The organism is Azospira sp. I09 (genome assembly GCF_009177135.1).
Taxonomy (GTDB): Bacteria; Pseudomonadota; Gammaproteobacteria; order Burkholderiales; family Rhodocyclaceae; genus Azospira; species Azospira oryzae.
Genome location: NZ_AP021844.1, coordinates 1949493 through 1964339 on the forward strand (window position 1 = coordinate 1949493; position 14847 = coordinate 1964339).

At 52.7% G+C, this 14847-nt stretch carries 14 protein-coding genes, 1 tRNA gene and 1 pseudogene; 1 reads left to right on the forward strand and 15 read right to left on the reverse strand.

Going from position 1 to position 14847, the window contains the following annotated elements:
* Nucleotides 1-4: 4 nt before the first annotated feature.
* The 14 genes and pseudogenes from AZSP09_RS09070 to AZSP09_RS09130 all read right to left on the reverse strand — a co-directional run bounded on the left by AZSP09_RS09070 (nucleotide 5) and on the right by AZSP09_RS09130 (nucleotide 14208).
* On the reverse strand, nucleotides 5-850 hold the full coding sequence (locus AZSP09_RS09070) for a class I SAM-dependent methyltransferase (RefSeq protein WP_197739008.1): 846 nt from the start codon (nucleotides 848-850) through the stop codon (nucleotides 5-7).
* A complete protein-coding gene (locus AZSP09_RS09075) occupies nucleotides 847-1944 on the reverse strand; it encodes a glycosyltransferase family 4 protein (protein WP_152089832.1) in 1098 nt (365 codons plus the stop codon). The genes AZSP09_RS09070 and AZSP09_RS09075 overlap by 4 nt, the downstream gene beginning before the upstream one ends.
* Complete coding sequence (locus AZSP09_RS09080) at nucleotides 1941-2783, reverse strand: glycosyltransferase family 2 protein (protein WP_152089833.1); 843 nt, start codon at nucleotides 2781-2783, stop codon at nucleotides 1941-1943. Before AZSP09_RS09080 ends, AZSP09_RS09075 begins: the two co-directional genes overlap by 4 nt.
* Nucleotides 2773-3876 carry a glycosyltransferase family 4 protein gene (locus AZSP09_RS09085; RefSeq protein ID WP_152089834.1) on the reverse strand — a complete coding sequence of 368 codons (1104 nt, stop codon included), beginning with the start codon at nucleotides 3874-3876 and terminating at the stop codon, nucleotides 2773-2775. Before AZSP09_RS09085 ends, AZSP09_RS09080 begins: the two co-directional genes overlap by 11 nt.
* Nucleotides 3873-5372, reverse strand: coding sequence for a hypothetical protein (locus tag AZSP09_RS09090; protein WP_152089835.1), 1500 nt, complete (start codon nucleotides 5370-5372; stop codon nucleotides 3873-3875). Before AZSP09_RS09090 ends, AZSP09_RS09085 begins: the two co-directional genes overlap by 4 nt.
* Before the next feature lie 69 nt (nucleotides 5373-5441).
* Nucleotides 5442-6686 (reverse strand): lipopolysaccharide biosynthesis protein, encoded by a 1245-nt coding sequence (locus tag AZSP09_RS09095; RefSeq protein ID WP_152089836.1) that lies wholly within the window; start codon nucleotides 6684-6686, stop codon nucleotides 5442-5444.
* A 107-nt stretch (nucleotides 6687-6793) separates the two neighbouring features.
* The gene (locus AZSP09_RS09100; protein ID WP_152089837.1) at nucleotides 6794-7462 is read right to left on the reverse strand and encodes a class I SAM-dependent methyltransferase; all 669 of its coding nucleotides are present in this window, start codon (nucleotides 7460-7462) and stop codon (nucleotides 6794-6796) included.
* Nucleotides 7452-9308, reverse strand: a complete 1857-nt coding sequence (gene asnB / locus AZSP09_RS09105; RefSeq protein WP_152089838.1) for an asparagine synthase (glutamine-hydrolyzing) — start codon at nucleotides 9306-9308, stop codon at nucleotides 7452-7454. The genes AZSP09_RS09100 and asnB overlap by 11 nt, the downstream gene beginning before the upstream one ends.
* Before the next feature lie 15 nt (nucleotides 9309-9323).
* The gene (locus AZSP09_RS09110) at nucleotides 9324-10619 is read right to left on the reverse strand and encodes a nucleotide sugar dehydrogenase (protein ID WP_152089839.1); all 1296 of its coding nucleotides are present in this window, start codon (nucleotides 10617-10619) and stop codon (nucleotides 9324-9326) included.
* A 5-nt stretch (nucleotides 10620-10624) separates the two neighbouring features.
* Nucleotides 10625-11632: an NAD-dependent epimerase gene (locus AZSP09_RS09115; RefSeq protein WP_152089840.1), complete on the reverse strand. Its 1008-nt coding sequence runs from the start codon at nucleotides 11630-11632 to the stop codon at nucleotides 10625-10627.
* An 804-nt stretch (nucleotides 11633-12436) separates the two neighbouring features.
* Nucleotides 12437-12748: pseudogene (locus tag AZSP09_RS20320) on the reverse strand (hypothetical protein); the annotation flags it as partial.
* A gap of 57 nt (nucleotides 12749-12805) precedes the next feature.
* Complete coding sequence (locus AZSP09_RS20325) at nucleotides 12806-12991, reverse strand: hypothetical protein (RefSeq protein WP_232058769.1); 186 nt, start codon at nucleotides 12989-12991, stop codon at nucleotides 12806-12808.
* A gap of 5 nt (nucleotides 12992-12996) precedes the next feature.
* Complete coding sequence (locus tag AZSP09_RS20330) at nucleotides 12997-13479, reverse strand: helix-turn-helix domain-containing protein (RefSeq protein WP_232058770.1); 483 nt, start codon at nucleotides 13477-13479, stop codon at nucleotides 12997-12999.
* A 495-nt stretch (nucleotides 13480-13974) separates the two neighbouring features.
* A complete protein-coding gene (locus AZSP09_RS09130) occupies nucleotides 13975-14208 on the reverse strand; it encodes a hypothetical protein (RefSeq protein ID WP_152089841.1) in 234 nt (77 codons plus the stop codon).
* A gap of 218 nt (nucleotides 14209-14426) precedes the next feature.
* Here AZSP09_RS09130 and AZSP09_RS09135 point away from each other — a divergent pair, with 218 nt between their 5' ends.
* Nucleotides 14427-14687: a tyrosine-type recombinase/integrase gene (locus AZSP09_RS09135; protein WP_232058771.1), complete on the forward strand. Its 261-nt coding sequence runs from the start codon at nucleotides 14427-14429 to the stop codon at nucleotides 14685-14687.
* A gap of 40 nt (nucleotides 14688-14727) precedes the next feature.
* Here the strand turns inward: AZSP09_RS09135 and AZSP09_RS09140 are convergent.
* A tRNA-Phe gene (locus AZSP09_RS09140) sits at nucleotides 14728-14803 on the reverse strand.
* Nucleotides 14804-14847: the final 44 nt, after the last annotated feature.

Here is a 14847-nt window from a genome sequence, read left to right on the forward strand (position 1 = left end):
TTCGTCAGCTCTTTATGCCTACCGCACACCAATAGGGAGGCCTGTCCGAGAAACGTATGTCTTTGAGTCCCGCATCATCAAGCATCGTCAAAATTTCCACGCGAGAAAACCGCTGCTCCAAACGGGTGCCAAATCTATCGAGTGCATCGGTTCTGAGCACATAAAAAGGCTTGTCTTTGTAGTAAGCCAATGGCCAACTGTCTGGACATATTCCAAAGCGATCCAGAAGCAATGCCATCCTGGCCAGCGGCCAGTAGATGGTCAGTGCCAATGCCTGACTCGCCCAGTAACGCAAGCCGAAGGGCATGCGGGAGACCAAGCGTCGAACCATGTCGCTTGCCTTCCAGATACCGCAGTACACCACACCACGGTTATCGAAGGAGTAATAAAGATAAACAAGGAATGGTGCGCCCGGCTTCAATTTCTCGGCAATAGAGCGGATTGCCGCCGCCGTGTCCGGAACATGGTGCAGGACCCCGAGAGAGTATGCAAAATCTAAAGAAGCATCTTCAATCGGCAATGATCCAACAGAGGCCTGTTCAAAGCGCACATTTGGAGCACCTGCCAGATTTTGCCGCGCCACGGCAAGCGCATCGCCGCTAGCATCGACCAGCAGCAATTGGCCCACTCTTGGCGCAACGACCGCAGCCCAACGCCCGCTGCCGCACCCCACATCTACACCGGCTGCATTTTCAGGCAGTGCCCCCCAAGGAAAGATCGAAAAATAATCGTCAAATATCTGCTCCCGCGTCTCGTGGCTCAAACCATTCTGATTAAACCTGGACCACTCATCGCCGAATCCGGCGACAGTTGCATCATCGATATTGTTTTTTTTCTTGATCGCCATCATTCACTCGAACTTAACAGAACTTTATTAAATGCCACTGAATGCAAAGCTGCTGTGTTTTCAAGACTAAAATGCAAATGCACACGTTTTCGACCGCGTATACCCAACTTTGAGGCTTTGCCATCGTCCGTCAGCATACGGATAATCGCTGCCGTCATTCCGGAATAATCGCCACGTTGCAAAAGTATCCCGTGATCCCCGTCTTCAACCAGTTCCGGAATGCCATCCATTGCAAATGCAACACAGGGAATCGCGAATGACATCGCTTCCAGGATCGCAGTAGGGCACCCCTCGTTCCACAATGACGGCAACACAAATACCCGCGCGCGCCTGAACCATGGCGAAACATCGGCCTGAAAACCCTCGCAGCTCACATGGCCGGAAAGACCGGCTTCTGCAATCGCCTGCTGCACCTCCCCGTTCATGTCGTCGCGACCGACGAACGCAAACTTCGCATCCGGCACGGCCTTCAGCACGTCGCGAACCACCTGCAGATACTCCCGGTGGCCTTTCCTTGGATTCAGGTTCGCCACGGTCAACACCTCCAAGGGCCGCTCACTTAGTGGAGGCACACCTGCGGGTAGCGACTCCAGTCCGTTGTAGATCACAAAGACCCGCTCGGTGGGTATCCCACAACGCGACACCAACGTCTGCTTCGCTATAGCTGAATTGGTGATCCATGCGTCAACCAGGGGATGCATGAAGCGCTCCACCAAACGAAAGAACCGATCCAGCCGACTATTCGAATCGGGGTTCCATCGCACTCCGTGAACTAGCTTTACGCTCGGCAGAAAGATGCGAAGCAGTCGCAACAGCAACGCAGCCCGCGCACCGCACACATAGATCACATCCACAGGATGGCTGTGAACATGCTGAATCAAACGCCAGAACGCACCGAGCATCAATCCCCCATTAGCCCTCCCGCGCCCCAGCACCAGCGGCTCACGACCTTGCGAACAAATCCAATCGCACCAAGGACCTTCGCCATACAAGGTTGCCAGTCGGTAATCCACTTCTTGCGAAGCGATTGCCATGCGCGAAAGGCTACGCTCAGCACCGCCAAGCTCGCTTGACGAGAAAACTATCAGAACCTTCATAAGTGGCGCGTCAATCTTCTCGATGTTGAGTAGATTAGGCAATTGAACCCGTGATAAAAAAAGCGCATTACTGACGGGAGCAGACGTCCTCGAAGCGCGAAACCGAACTGAAGAACCATCCTGAAATAGCCTTTCGCAATAAGGCAACCTCTTTGCCTGATTGCGAGCCGGGTAGACAACCGATCTCCGCTCTCGTCTGTGCAGTAGCTTCTAAGGATGATGGGAAAAACACAGGCAGGCCCAAACCTCTGGATCAAAAATGCATAGGTCAATCCCTCAAAACCTCTCAAGTCCTCCTCATATGGAATTACCAGCAAACAGTCTCTGCGGACAACTGGCAGGCATTCCCCAGGTGTTTGTTGAAGTAGATACGTTTGTAGGTCAAGCCAGAGCGGCGCCTCTTGTGCTGGTCCTATTAACGTGCCATCTGCTTTGTTAATGCACCTGAAGAAAACCACTGGACACTCTCGTGGGGTGGACGCCAAAGCGGCACATGCTGTATAGGCAGCGTCTGCAACAAATGCATCATCAGAATCCATGAAGATGAGCCATTCACCTGCGGCATGTTCAGCTCCAACCTGCTTTGCTCCCGTAGGCCCACGGTTGAATGGTAGCCTGATCACTCGCACAAGCCGATTGCCAATCTGTTCTTCGAATACAGCTGAAACCGCTTCGAATGATCCATCATTGGATGCATCATCGACAACGATAACTTCGCCTGGTTTCCCACTTTCTTCCAAGAACCGCAGTGAGCTCTTAACCGATTCAATCACTTCGCCGGCGCGGTTAAACACTGGGGTGATGATGGAAAATTCTGGCTTCACTTGGTTAACGCTCATGTTCGATGCGGGGTCGATGCCCCATCATTTGTGTGAAGTAAGTGCAACTCTTCTGTCGATACGAAAGTAAGCGGGCAGGATCTTCCGCCACGGCTACCATGGCATCAGCGAGCTTTTTCACGTAGGCTGTTTTATCAATGCGCTTAATGTAGTTGCCAGCATCGAACTGATTCAGGAAAAGCGGACCGGCAAGTACGCCTGACCAGTAATGCACGGGTGGCTCCAGGAGAAAGCCATTCTCCCCATCTAAAACCATCTCACGATGAGCATAGACATCGTTAGCCACAACGGCAAGTCCGTGTGATATGGCTTCCAAGACAACCATGCCGAAGCTTTCCATGTAGCTCGGATGTACAAGCACGTCCGAATTTCGCATGAACTTAGACCAGATTTCGCTACGGCTCAGGTTCGCCTTATGAATCTGAACGCCTTCTTGCTGCGCAAGCGACGCATACTCCTCCGACAAGTGGGTCACAAGGTCGAGTTGTGCACACGGTATTTTCAGCCTTACTAGACGAAAGGCCTCAAGCAACTCCGCCCCCCCCTTGATCAAGAACTGCGTTCCGACGAAAAGGAATCTTGGCCCCCCTGGTTCCAATCGATCGACATTGGTAACTTGCTGCGTCATGCGGGGATAGACCACAATCGCTTTATCCAGCACGGCTTTGCCAAAAAGCTCACCCACAGCAGCCCGGCATGCCTCACTGATACAGCGAATCTGCACGCATCTTTTTGAGCGCAAAACGTAACTCAAGGCATATCGCCAAAGGGTCATAGCGGACGGGTTATAGGCGACTAGTGAGTAAGGGTTGTCAAGATCAACAATGAACTCGCCAGTGGCAATCACAGCACCCCAGACATATATGACAGCGTCAATCGGAGCCTCTTTCGGCCTGATTTTAATATTAACAAGGGGGAGCTTTTGACGCCAATTTCGACCAACAGATCCAGAAAGCGCCGCCTTTTCAGAAACTTGAGCGCCACGCGCTCTACAGGCAAGTTCTGGATTTATGACTTGGCATGAGTTCCAGCATCGAATGGTGTCAAGATGTCTATCACGCAGATAGGAATGTGGGAAAAAGTAAATCTTCATACTTTACTTCGCGAGAACAGTTCGCGAAATCCTACTGCTCCGTACATTAAAAACATGATAATCACTATTGGGATTAGCACCTGAAAAAAGCCGGTGCCTCCGCGTACAAGATTGAACATATAGGCCATCGAGGACAGCCCCACGACGAAGCGAATATGGTTACCAGGCTGCAGCCCGCTCAGTAGCCAGACATGGACCAAGGCCAAAAAGCGGCCAAGTCCAAAACAGACGATGAGCAGAGACAAAAAACCAAAACCGTACAAAAAGTCTACGACGAAAGACGGTGGCAGTGTCATTGTCACGGGTTTATCTTCATACATCTCCGGATACATCCACTTTTGTATGGCCACGCTACCATAATGCAAAGGCTTCTCGGCCCATATCACACGCGGCACCATGGAAAGTACCATGTTGTAGCTCCACGCGATACCATGATCGACGCCGAAGATCATTTCCGATGGTGCCGCCTTGTTCAGGAAAGTCGCAAGGTGATCAACCAGACCGTACGAAGAGGCAATATTTTGCACAGGCATGAGGAAGCCGTAGTTTGACTCATCGCAAAATTTCTTCGCAATACTGGCACTCATTCCCGAGATTGTGCGTTCTGCTCCCTTTGCGTCCAAAATGATCACGGTTTTCTGAGGGGTTGGCGTGCGCCCTACCCATCGACAGTAGTCTGCGATGCTTCTTTCATCGATGCTTCTTTCAATTGGCGCTTGCGGAGTTGCAATGTATCTCACGACTTGTAACGCCGGCGTGACCAATACGGTACTTGCAAGCAGCGTGGCACCTAGCACAGCTCGCACATTTGGATGTTTGGAGTACGTGTATAACCGAGCTAGCGCCAATGCAAACAGGGGTAGCACAATTACTCGACGCGAAGTTAGAGCGATGCCCATGAAGAGCGCGAACACTAGGCCTGCTACGAATATCAACAGAAGCAGCCACCACTGTGCTTTCTGCTGGCCTGATGTTAGCAAGGCTGGAATAGCTACAATCAGACCATAAATGAATAGCTCAGAGAGCATGAATAGGGGGCCGTTTCCCAGCCGGGATTCGTTCTGATCGTTGCCAATGAAGGGGGTAAATGTACCCTGTTCAAAAACAGTCTGCGACAGAAAAAAAACCGCCAGCACCATTAACACCATTAGTACCGCAGAAACTCTCTCTGGTTTTACGCTGAATGATTTAGATTTGAATGCTTGCTCCGGCTGGAATGATCTCCCAGTTCGCATGCCGAAATACACCACCAGCAGACTGACTATTGATAGCAAAACTGCGGCCGTCAAAGCGCCCTCAGTCAAGACCACATTCTGCTGTGTATCGACCCAACCTTGGTATAGCAGCCATGCATGTAATGGAAATGCAAGAAACCAAAGTCCGGTGAAGTAGAACATGGGCGATAATATTACATTGTCTATGGATGCTCTTTTTTTTAAATCAAAAAATAACCAGACGACAAAACCAGCAGATAAAATTAGTAACTTAGTCATCATTCAGGGCTAAGCCTACACTTTACTTTCATTCGCTTTGCAAGCACCGACTTATCATGCACCGCCTTTTGTCTACTCAATTTTCTGCCGCGCTTTAATCGAGAAATTATCGTTACCAAGCCAGATGTAAAGATAAAAAACACCGACAGCATGAACTAAAGTGATTGCCACAAGCGGTGCGATGTAACCCAAGGCGCCAAATAGAAACCAGACAAGGATGAGCTTAAGTGTGACTTCTAATGTCACTATTTTTACCAAAGGTTTGGTATTCATCAGCGCATAAGCAAACTCGGCAGGCCATCGAGAAACAGAAATGAAGAACATGGCGATCGACGCAATCGCATAGGGCCAGTATCCTTCCGGCGCGTTCTCCGCCACCCATAAACTCAAAACCCAATGTCCCGCAAAACCATAAACCAGTGCAGCGAAACCAGCGAATACTAATAAGGCAGTCAAGCCTTTACGATAACCATTTCGGATTGCACCGTGGTCAGACCGGGCGTCCATTGCGATGATGTGGGGCGCGTAAGCACCGGGTATGCGCGACAAAATAAGAATGCAAACTTCAGGTATGCGCCATAGCAGGTAAAAGCTTGCAGCGACCTCAGGGCCAGCCACCCAGCCGACGATTAGTGCATCGGCTTGAAGCGTTAACAGCAAAATTCCATAGACGACGTAATCCCGCCCGACCCGACCGCTCACGCGCTGCCATAACGCCCGAAAACCAGTAATGCGCAGTCTCCAGCTCAAACCAAAGTTATCACGCCTCCAGTGCATCCATGCCAGACAGCGCACACAAAGCATGCTGACGACTTGCGCCCCGACCACACCTGGCAGACCTGCGTCCAGCATCAGCCCAATACCAACACCTGCCGCGAAAATTAATTGCCCCACAGCTTCGTTCGCATTACCCGTAGCTTGCCGATGGCGGGCAACGAATGCCAGCCGATCGGCGTTGTACTCATAAGAGATAAGGAGTAGCACGCAGGACAACAGGATTGCAGCACGGATTTCCAAATCAGCCAGCACATCCGTCAGCAGCCATGGCGCGATCATCCAAAACATCGCTAGTGCGATGAGAGCATAGGCCACATAGGCAAGTTTGGAAAATGCGTAGGCTTCAGCAAAACCACTACTGTCACCTGTTGCCGCACGCTCCGCCATGACTCGTGCCATGCTGCCAGATAACCAGCCAACACCTATGGCGACATAGTTATTTGCCGCCATAATCATGGTCAAAATTCCGAATTTCTCCTTGCCTAAATAAGACAAATAAATTGGCACCAAGGCAAGCTGCACGAACATGGTCACAAACATCAGACCATAACCGCTTATCAAGGCGGCTGCGTAGTCTCGATTAATCTGAGTACGAATTCGCAAGTTAGGCAATGACTTAATCACACAGGCAGCCTTAAGAGACTTAATCAGGCATGCCGGATTACCACCATGAAAGATGAGGCCAGTCGTGGGTAAATAGCTGACAAGGCGGAGATCAGATAAGATTTGATGGTATTAAAATTGGTTCGTCGATCAATATGATCGAAAAACAAAATATCGGTGAGTCGGAATCCACAACGGTCGCAAATGGCTTGAATGTGCTCCGGGTAATAAACCATGACATGATCCCAATATACATTCAGAAACCTGCCGGTCAGTATCTGGCCATAAGCCAGCCCAGATGTAGCATTCGGGGTCGTAACACAGAGAACACCTTGTGGCGAGAGATGCCGCATGAGATTTTCAACCGCGTTGATCGGAGCATTCATGTGCTCAATCACGTCCGAAAGGACGATAAGATCAAACTGCCTGCCTAAACTCATATCCTCACAGTTGGCATTCATGATCTCCACCCCGTGCTTGTAGGCATGATCGATACCTTCCTGATCAATATCCACCCCCGTCAGGCTTGCTGCCACTGCACCCAATCTATGATGAAGCCAGACGGACTGGTTATTCGGTAGATATCCCTTAACTCCGCCAGCCGCCCCAACATTTAGTACATTTTTACCCGAAGCCATACGCTCTATATAGCTGAATGGATCGACTACTTTTCTCGGCTTGACGTCCAGCCTTACTAAATCATTAACTCGCATCTGATTTTTCCGTTTTCAACCAAATTTGTATCGCTATCATTTTTGCAATTTTGTTTGCAGGTACAGTGCCAGCAATGAATCTTTGCCACTCAGTTCTGATTAATTCCGGGTCAAACAATCCCTGCGCATCATCAGCCGTCTCTAGCATTTGCCTCGCTAGCTGACGCCAAGGCCCTTTTAACACGTTGGCCTCTTGTATCCCCATGCCGAAACCTCGCTTTGGTGCTTTTAGAAGTGCGTCCGGCATGAGATCGGACACCGCTTCTCGAAGAATCGCTTTTAACCAGTTTGGATTCTTGAGATCAGGAATCTTTTTGTCAGCAGGCGTGGCCAGAGCAAACGACACCATCTCCTGATCTAGGAAAGGGGACCGAAACTCCACGGACGCCGCCATGGCAGGAAGATCACCCGCGATGGTGACCGAGTGTGGGTTTTCCACCATCAGGCCAACAAAATTGGACTCATCGATGAAGTGAAGCGAAGGACAAAGATCGCCCCAGTAAGCCAGTTCTTCGGCAGCAACGTTGGCGAGATCCGCCTGAACGTCGGCAGAGAGAAAATGTCCCCATTCTGAATTTGCGAGCCTTCGGTACCAGGTGGCTTTGCGCTCACCGGGCTTGGCTGCAATCCAGCCCAGACGGGTAGACTTCAGTGGCGATAAAAGCTTTCTTGTCGGCGCCAAACGATCAAGCCAGCGAGAAACTCTCAGTGTGCGGATGTGTCCCGTATAGCCATAGAATAACTCATCGGCTCCATTACCCGTGAGCACCACCTTGATACCATCTTCTTGGATCGCACGACTCAACGCGTAGGTGTGAAGCAGCGGGAGAAGCATAATCGGCTCCCCATAGATTCGAAGCAGCTTCTCAAAGATTTGCCATTGATCTTCAGGATCGAAATAGAACTCGCGATGTCGTGTACCCAGTTGCTCTGCCATAAAGCGAGCGCGACGCAAATCTTCATCCTCGGAATTGAAACCGAGTGCATAAGTATGGACTGGCGAACTGGACTGTGCTTGCATCAGCGCTACAATCGCAGAGCTATCGACGCCCCCCGAAAGCAAGGCACCAACCGGCACATCTGCTTGCATCCTGAGCTTTACCGACTCCTCAAGGATCTCTCGCAGGTGATTAGGCGTGATAGCGTCTATCGATGGTGTTGGTGTCCAGTAACGCCACGTGCGTTGGACTTGACCATCGCGAACCACCATTGCATGCCCTGGACGCAATTTTTTGATGCCTCGGTAGGCCGTGTGTGGGTCCGGAATATGGCGCAGGTTGTGCAACAGCGTGGCCGCGATTGCGGCATGGTCGTAGTCTTTATTGACTCCCTGGACTTGCTTTACTGCCGGTATTTCAGACGCAAAAATGAATGCGCTGGTTGTCTGGGCGTAAACGAACGGTTTCTTCCCAACGGGGTCACGTGCACAGAACAGGTTTTTGCTTTCGCGATCGTAGATGCCAAACGCAAACATCCCGCGAAGTTTCTGGAGCATGTCTTCACCCCAAAATCGGTAGGCTTCGACAAGCACTTCGGTGTCAGTATGTGACCTAAAGACGGCCCCCTTAAACTCAAGATCACTACGTAGCTCTTTGTGGTTATAAATCTCGCCGTTGAAAACGATTACAAATCTATTATCTGCAGAATGTAAAGGCTGGCTTCCTGACTCTGTCAGATCAAGTATCGCAAGTCGGTTATGACACAAGCCAAGCTGTCGATCTTCAGTCAGCCACAGTCCATCCGAATCTGGGCCGCGATGCCGCTGAATATCGAGCATCCTCTGCAAGTACGGACCAAGGCTAAGCTCAACCACCGCCTTTAGATAGATTCCACCTATTCCGCACATAAAACGCAGAGATCCTTATAAGCGCCAGACATTGAAGCCCGCAGACTTCAGTGTTTCGGGGTTGAATGCAGACTTGATGTCGATGAACACGCCACCCGCCTTGAGCTTTTTGGCGATTTCAAGTAGTGGCTTATTCATATATTCCTTATGTGACACCGCGGCTACGAGCGCCTCCGCCTGAGGCAGACTATCCCAAGACACGAGATTGATGCTGTACTCGTGTTCCGCCTCGGACGGCTCTGCAATAGGGTCGTGAACCACGACATCACAACCATAGTCCTGCAACTCGCGCACCAAGTCGGCCACTTTGGAGTTACGCAGGTCGGGGCAGTTTTCTTTGAATGTCAGCCCCAGAACGATCACTTTGGCGCCTTTGATGCAGCTACCGGTGTCGATCATCTGCTTGACGGTCTGCTGTGCAACATAGTTTGCCATGCCGTCGTTGATGCGCCGACCAGCGATGATGACCTGGGGGTGGTAGCCGAGCGTTTCCGCCTTATGGGTCAGGTAGTAGGGATCGACGCCAATGCAGTGCCCACCGACAAGGCCGGGGCGGAAGGGCAAGAAGTTCCACTTGGTACCGGCGGCCTGGAGAACTTCAAGTGTGTCGATACCGATTTTGTCGAAAATAATAGCCAACTCATTCATCAAGGCTATATTGAGATCGCGCTGAGTATTCTCGATAACCTTGGCGGCCTCAGCCACTTTGATGGAACTGGCGCGGTGTACCCCAGCGGTGATGACAGACTCGTAAAGATCACCCACCGTTTTCAGGGTCGGCCCATCATCGCCAGAGACCACCTTCACGATTTTGGTGATAGTGCGCTCCTTGTCGCCTGGGTTAACACGCTCCGGGCTATAACCTACGTGGAAATCCTGCCGCCACTTCATTCCTGAATACTGTTCTAGCAGTGGAATGCATACCTCTTCTGTGGCGCCCGGGTAGACCGTGGATTCATACACCACGATGGCTCCCTTTTTCATGTGTTGGCCCACCGTTGTGGATGAGCCAACCAAAGGAGAGAAGTCCGGGATGTGTGCCTCGTCTACCGGGGTGGGCACTGCCACAACAATGATGTCGGCCTCAGAAATCACTGCCGGGTCAGTCGATACCGTCAGCTTTGTTGCTGCTTTCAGACTCTCCGAGTTTACCTCGCCTGTCGGGTCGCAATGGTTTCTGTAGCTGGCGATCTTGGCCTCGGAAAGGTCGTAGCCTAGAGTGCGATACCTTTTTCCAAATTCCACTGCGAGCGGCAACCCAACGTAACCCAACCCAACGACGGCAACAATTGTGTTCTCTGTGATTGTCATGATTTTCAGACCTTGAAGTAATCGCGATACCAGGCTACGAATCGTGCAATACCGTCATCCACACTCGTAGCAGGTTTGTAGTGGAACTGATTGACCAAATTCTCGACGTCTGCGTAGGTATCGGGCACATCGCCGGCCTGCAAGGGTAAAAGCTCCATTTCCGCCTTTTTGCCGAGCGCTTTTTCGAGGGCACCGATGTAGTCCATGAGTTCAACGGGTCTGCTGTTGCCAATGTTGTACACACGCCAAGGAGCTTTGCTAGTGCCAGGATCGGGCAGGACTCCGCTCCAGTCGAGATTAGGTTGGGCAGGACGATCCAGGATACGAATGACGCCTTCGACAATGTCGTCGATGTAGGTGAAATCTCGACGATGCTTGCCGTAGTTGAAGACCTGAATGGGCTCACCAGCCAGGATTGCCTTGGTGAACTTGAACAAGGCCATGTCGGGCCGGCCCCAAGGTCCATAGACGGTGAAGAAGCGCAGGCCGGTAGTAGGCAGACCATAGAGATGGCTGTAGGTGTGAGCCATCAATTCGTTGGACTTCTTGCTAGCAGCATAAAGACTGAGCGGGTGGTCAACGTTTTGGCGGACCGAAAAAGGCATGGTCGTATTCGCGCCATAGACACTGGAACTGCTGGCATAGACCAGATGCTCCACACCGTTATGTCGGCATCCTTCGAGGATGTGGGCGAAGCCAACGATGTTGCTATCAATGTATGCAAGCGGGTTTTCGATGGAGTAACGGACGCCAGCCTGAGCCGCCAAGTTGACCACCCGCTGCGGCCTGTATGCTGCAAAACAATCGTAGACTGCCTTGCGATCCGCAAGATCAATTCTCAGATGGGCGTACTTGGGATGGTTAGCAAAGCGCTCTAGACGAGCCTCTTTAATAGCTGGATCATAATAATCGTTGTGGTTGTCAATGCCAATGACGATGTCACCACGCTCCAAAAGACGTAAAACGAGTGTGGAGCCAATAAATCCAGCTGCCCCGGTAACCAGTACTTTCATCACTTATTCAATCTTTGCTGCAGTAAATTCTGCTCTATCACTACCAAAAAACCCGCGCGTACACTTTGGGCAGCACATCGGCCAAATCGGAATGCTGACGGTTGGCCAGAATCACATCGGCCTACGTCTTGAATAACGCTAGGTCGCGCACCATCGGGGAATTAAAAATCGGCGCGAAGCAGAACCGGCTCGTAGACCACCAACGCGATGCCTTTGGCCTTGATGCGCTTCATGATGCCCTGAATGGCGCTGGCACGGAAGTTGTCTCACCCTGCTTCACGAGCAGCTGTTAGATACCCACGATGCAGGGCTTGCGCGCAAAAACCTCTTGCGCGAGCATGACCGCCTCCGAAGGTTGTCCTTATTATCGACATTTTAACCTTCGGTATTGTGGTGCGGCAATGAATCTATCCTGTGGAATTAGCCCTATTGTATCGCGGCATCCTCCTTGGGCGGCTCTGCGAATACGCCATCGGTCTTGAGTTGCTGCTGCACCACCGACTCCATGCTCACCGCATTCACAACCAGTTCGAAATACTCCAAGATTTCCAACTCATGCCGGGTGATGTAGCTTTGAGGGCACCGTTGCCAAGCAGTTTGGTCAGAGAGCCCTTGACCGCCATCAGGTTGAGCAGGCCGGGGCCGTATGAAAGAGTCAAGAACATGGATAACCCTGAAGTTAAATTATATGGGTGACACTTTGAGGGTCAGGCAGTCGTCTTGGGGGCCAGTGGTGTCCCGTTCGTTGAAGCCGCCGATCCGTATCACACCGAAATAGCCCCCCCCGACCTCCTCCAGGCCGACCTATTCCCCAGCTAGGAGATAGCCGATGTTAATCCTGAGCCCGCACCAATAGATCAACCCACTTTGGCAAACCTGGTTGGTGTGGAAGTAGCGGAGGCATTCCAGCTCGGGCAGCCGTTCCGGGTTGGACCGGGTTGAGGCTTGGTAGCAGCAGGCCGGGTACTGTTGCCCCAGTCCTTCGCAGGGACGACACTCGTTCGTTGTAGTGTAGCCTTGCCGGAAAGCATCCAGGCAAATCTGCTGGGCCGCCAGGTCCTTTGCCGGCGACTGCCCGAGGGAACGCTTGAGGGTCCGGTGCATGCGCTCATGGCGACCGTTCTGTTGGAGCTAGCCCGGTTCGATGCGCTCGGGAACGATATCCAGGCGTATTCACCAGATGGAGAGGAGGGAAAGACCACCAACGCCGGCGATGGCAAAGGAGACGCCGTTGTCGGTACGCAGGCGCTCTAGCAACCCGTATTCCCAGAACAGGCGCTCAAAGCTCTGCCTGGCTTCTGGCAGGCTGGTGCCGGTACAGCCATCGCCGGTCAGGAGGTAACAGCTGGCGTGACCCATGACGGTCAGGGGATAGCACCAGCAACCGCCCCGGGCGCGGAACTTCCCCTTGTAGTCGGTACTCCACAGTTGCGCAGCGGGGGGCGGGAGGGGGCGACTCGACACCGTTGTCGTCGGGGTTCGATCTGGCCGGCGGCCTTGAGGACGTTGTAGATGCTGGTCTTGGAGGGAACCAGTTCGGGGCCGAAGCGCTGGGACAGCAGGGCCTGGATCTTCTTCGGCCCCGGGGTATCCCGCTGGCCGGTCCGTAACTCGAGAATGGCCTGGCGAATAGCAACGGGAATTTCCAGACCAGAGTGATGGGGCTTGCGGCTAAGCTCGGCCAAGCCGTCGAAACCGTCTTCCCGGTAGCGCTCAACCCATTTGTAACCCGTCTTGCGGCTGATGCCGTAGCGGTCGTACAGCAGACTGAAGGAGCTGAATCCTAGCAAGTAGTCGGCCAGAAACAAGAGCTTCTCGTCCATCGGTCTCACGTCCTTCCAGGGCATGACAGCCTCCTCTCGAATTCCTCCAGGCAGGGTAAATCTGTTACCCATGCCCTTGAACTTCACCGTTACCTATCAGCGTGAACCGTACCCGTAATTTTCTTCGGCGCCTTTGCACTGGACCTGGCCCATCTCCTTTTCCAGTTTGCCGACCTGCTTGATGAGAGGGGGAGTTACTTGTCGCGTTCGGTGGGCTTGAAGTCGGTGCGCCGCTCTAGCGGCTCGGCCTCAAGCAAGACATCGGCATGCGCCACGGCGATGGTGTTACTGACCACCATCAGTTCCACCGCCTCCACCTGTCCTGATCCCTTTCATATTGCGCAGCCCCCGCCCGAGTCACGTCGGTGACGTGACCTGCTTTGCCTGCAGCCGGGCAATCGCGCCCGGCAAATGCCTTCGAGCGCGACGGCTGATGGGGCTCAGTATCCCGACAAAGGCCCGGGCCAGGCGTTCCTTGCTGACGCCACGATCGATGGCACGGCAGAGCATGTAATATCCCTAGATGCTGGAGGCCTGGTTGATGCGGTATTTGTAGGCGTAAGTCTCGTGATCCTTGGCGATCAGACAGGGGGCCTCGTATGCACCGAGATCCTTCAAGACCAGGACGCACAATTGGCCATCAATCAGGATGAATTCCGGCTTGGTCATGCCGCGCTGGATCGCCGGCATGGGTTCGATCAGGCCGATTTCATGGAGAGAGGAGACAACCTGCTTGTACTTGCGGGCGCTCATCCCCCCATCCGGGCTGCATTTGCAGGGCGTCAGAGCATCCAGCGCGATCCGATCTGATAACTGCGCAATTTCCTGGCAAGAAGAGCGCCCGAGTTCAGGTTATCGCGATGAACGGTATTGGAGTGGCGTTCGATGAGCGACATAGCATGCTTTGGCGATGAAAAGCTGCCACCATTTCACCGGCAGGTCACAGGAAGTCCGAGCGAAAATGCTGCTCGTTGAGGACAGGCGAGAACAAGGGCAATCCGCGCCTGGAAGCAGGGCTACTACGTGCCGGGATACCGCACGATCTGAGGCACACCTGGGCAACGTGGCAGCGACAGGCCGGGACACCCACCCATGAGCTGCAACGATTGGGGGGCTGGCGTACTGGAGCGATGGTGGAAAGGTATGCCCACCTAGCCCCGGACCACTTGGCTTTAGCGGCTTCGCGGCTTGATTCGGTGCTTGCTAGCTACGATTCAGCTACGGCAGCCTAGAAATGAAAACGGCCCACATTGCTGTGGGCCGCTTGGAATCTGGTGGCCAGTCGCGGAATCGAACCACGGACACGCGGATTTTCAATCCGCTGCTCTACCAACTGAGCTAACTGGCCAAAAACGAAGGCCGCATTGTAGCCACGACCTACCGACCTGTCAA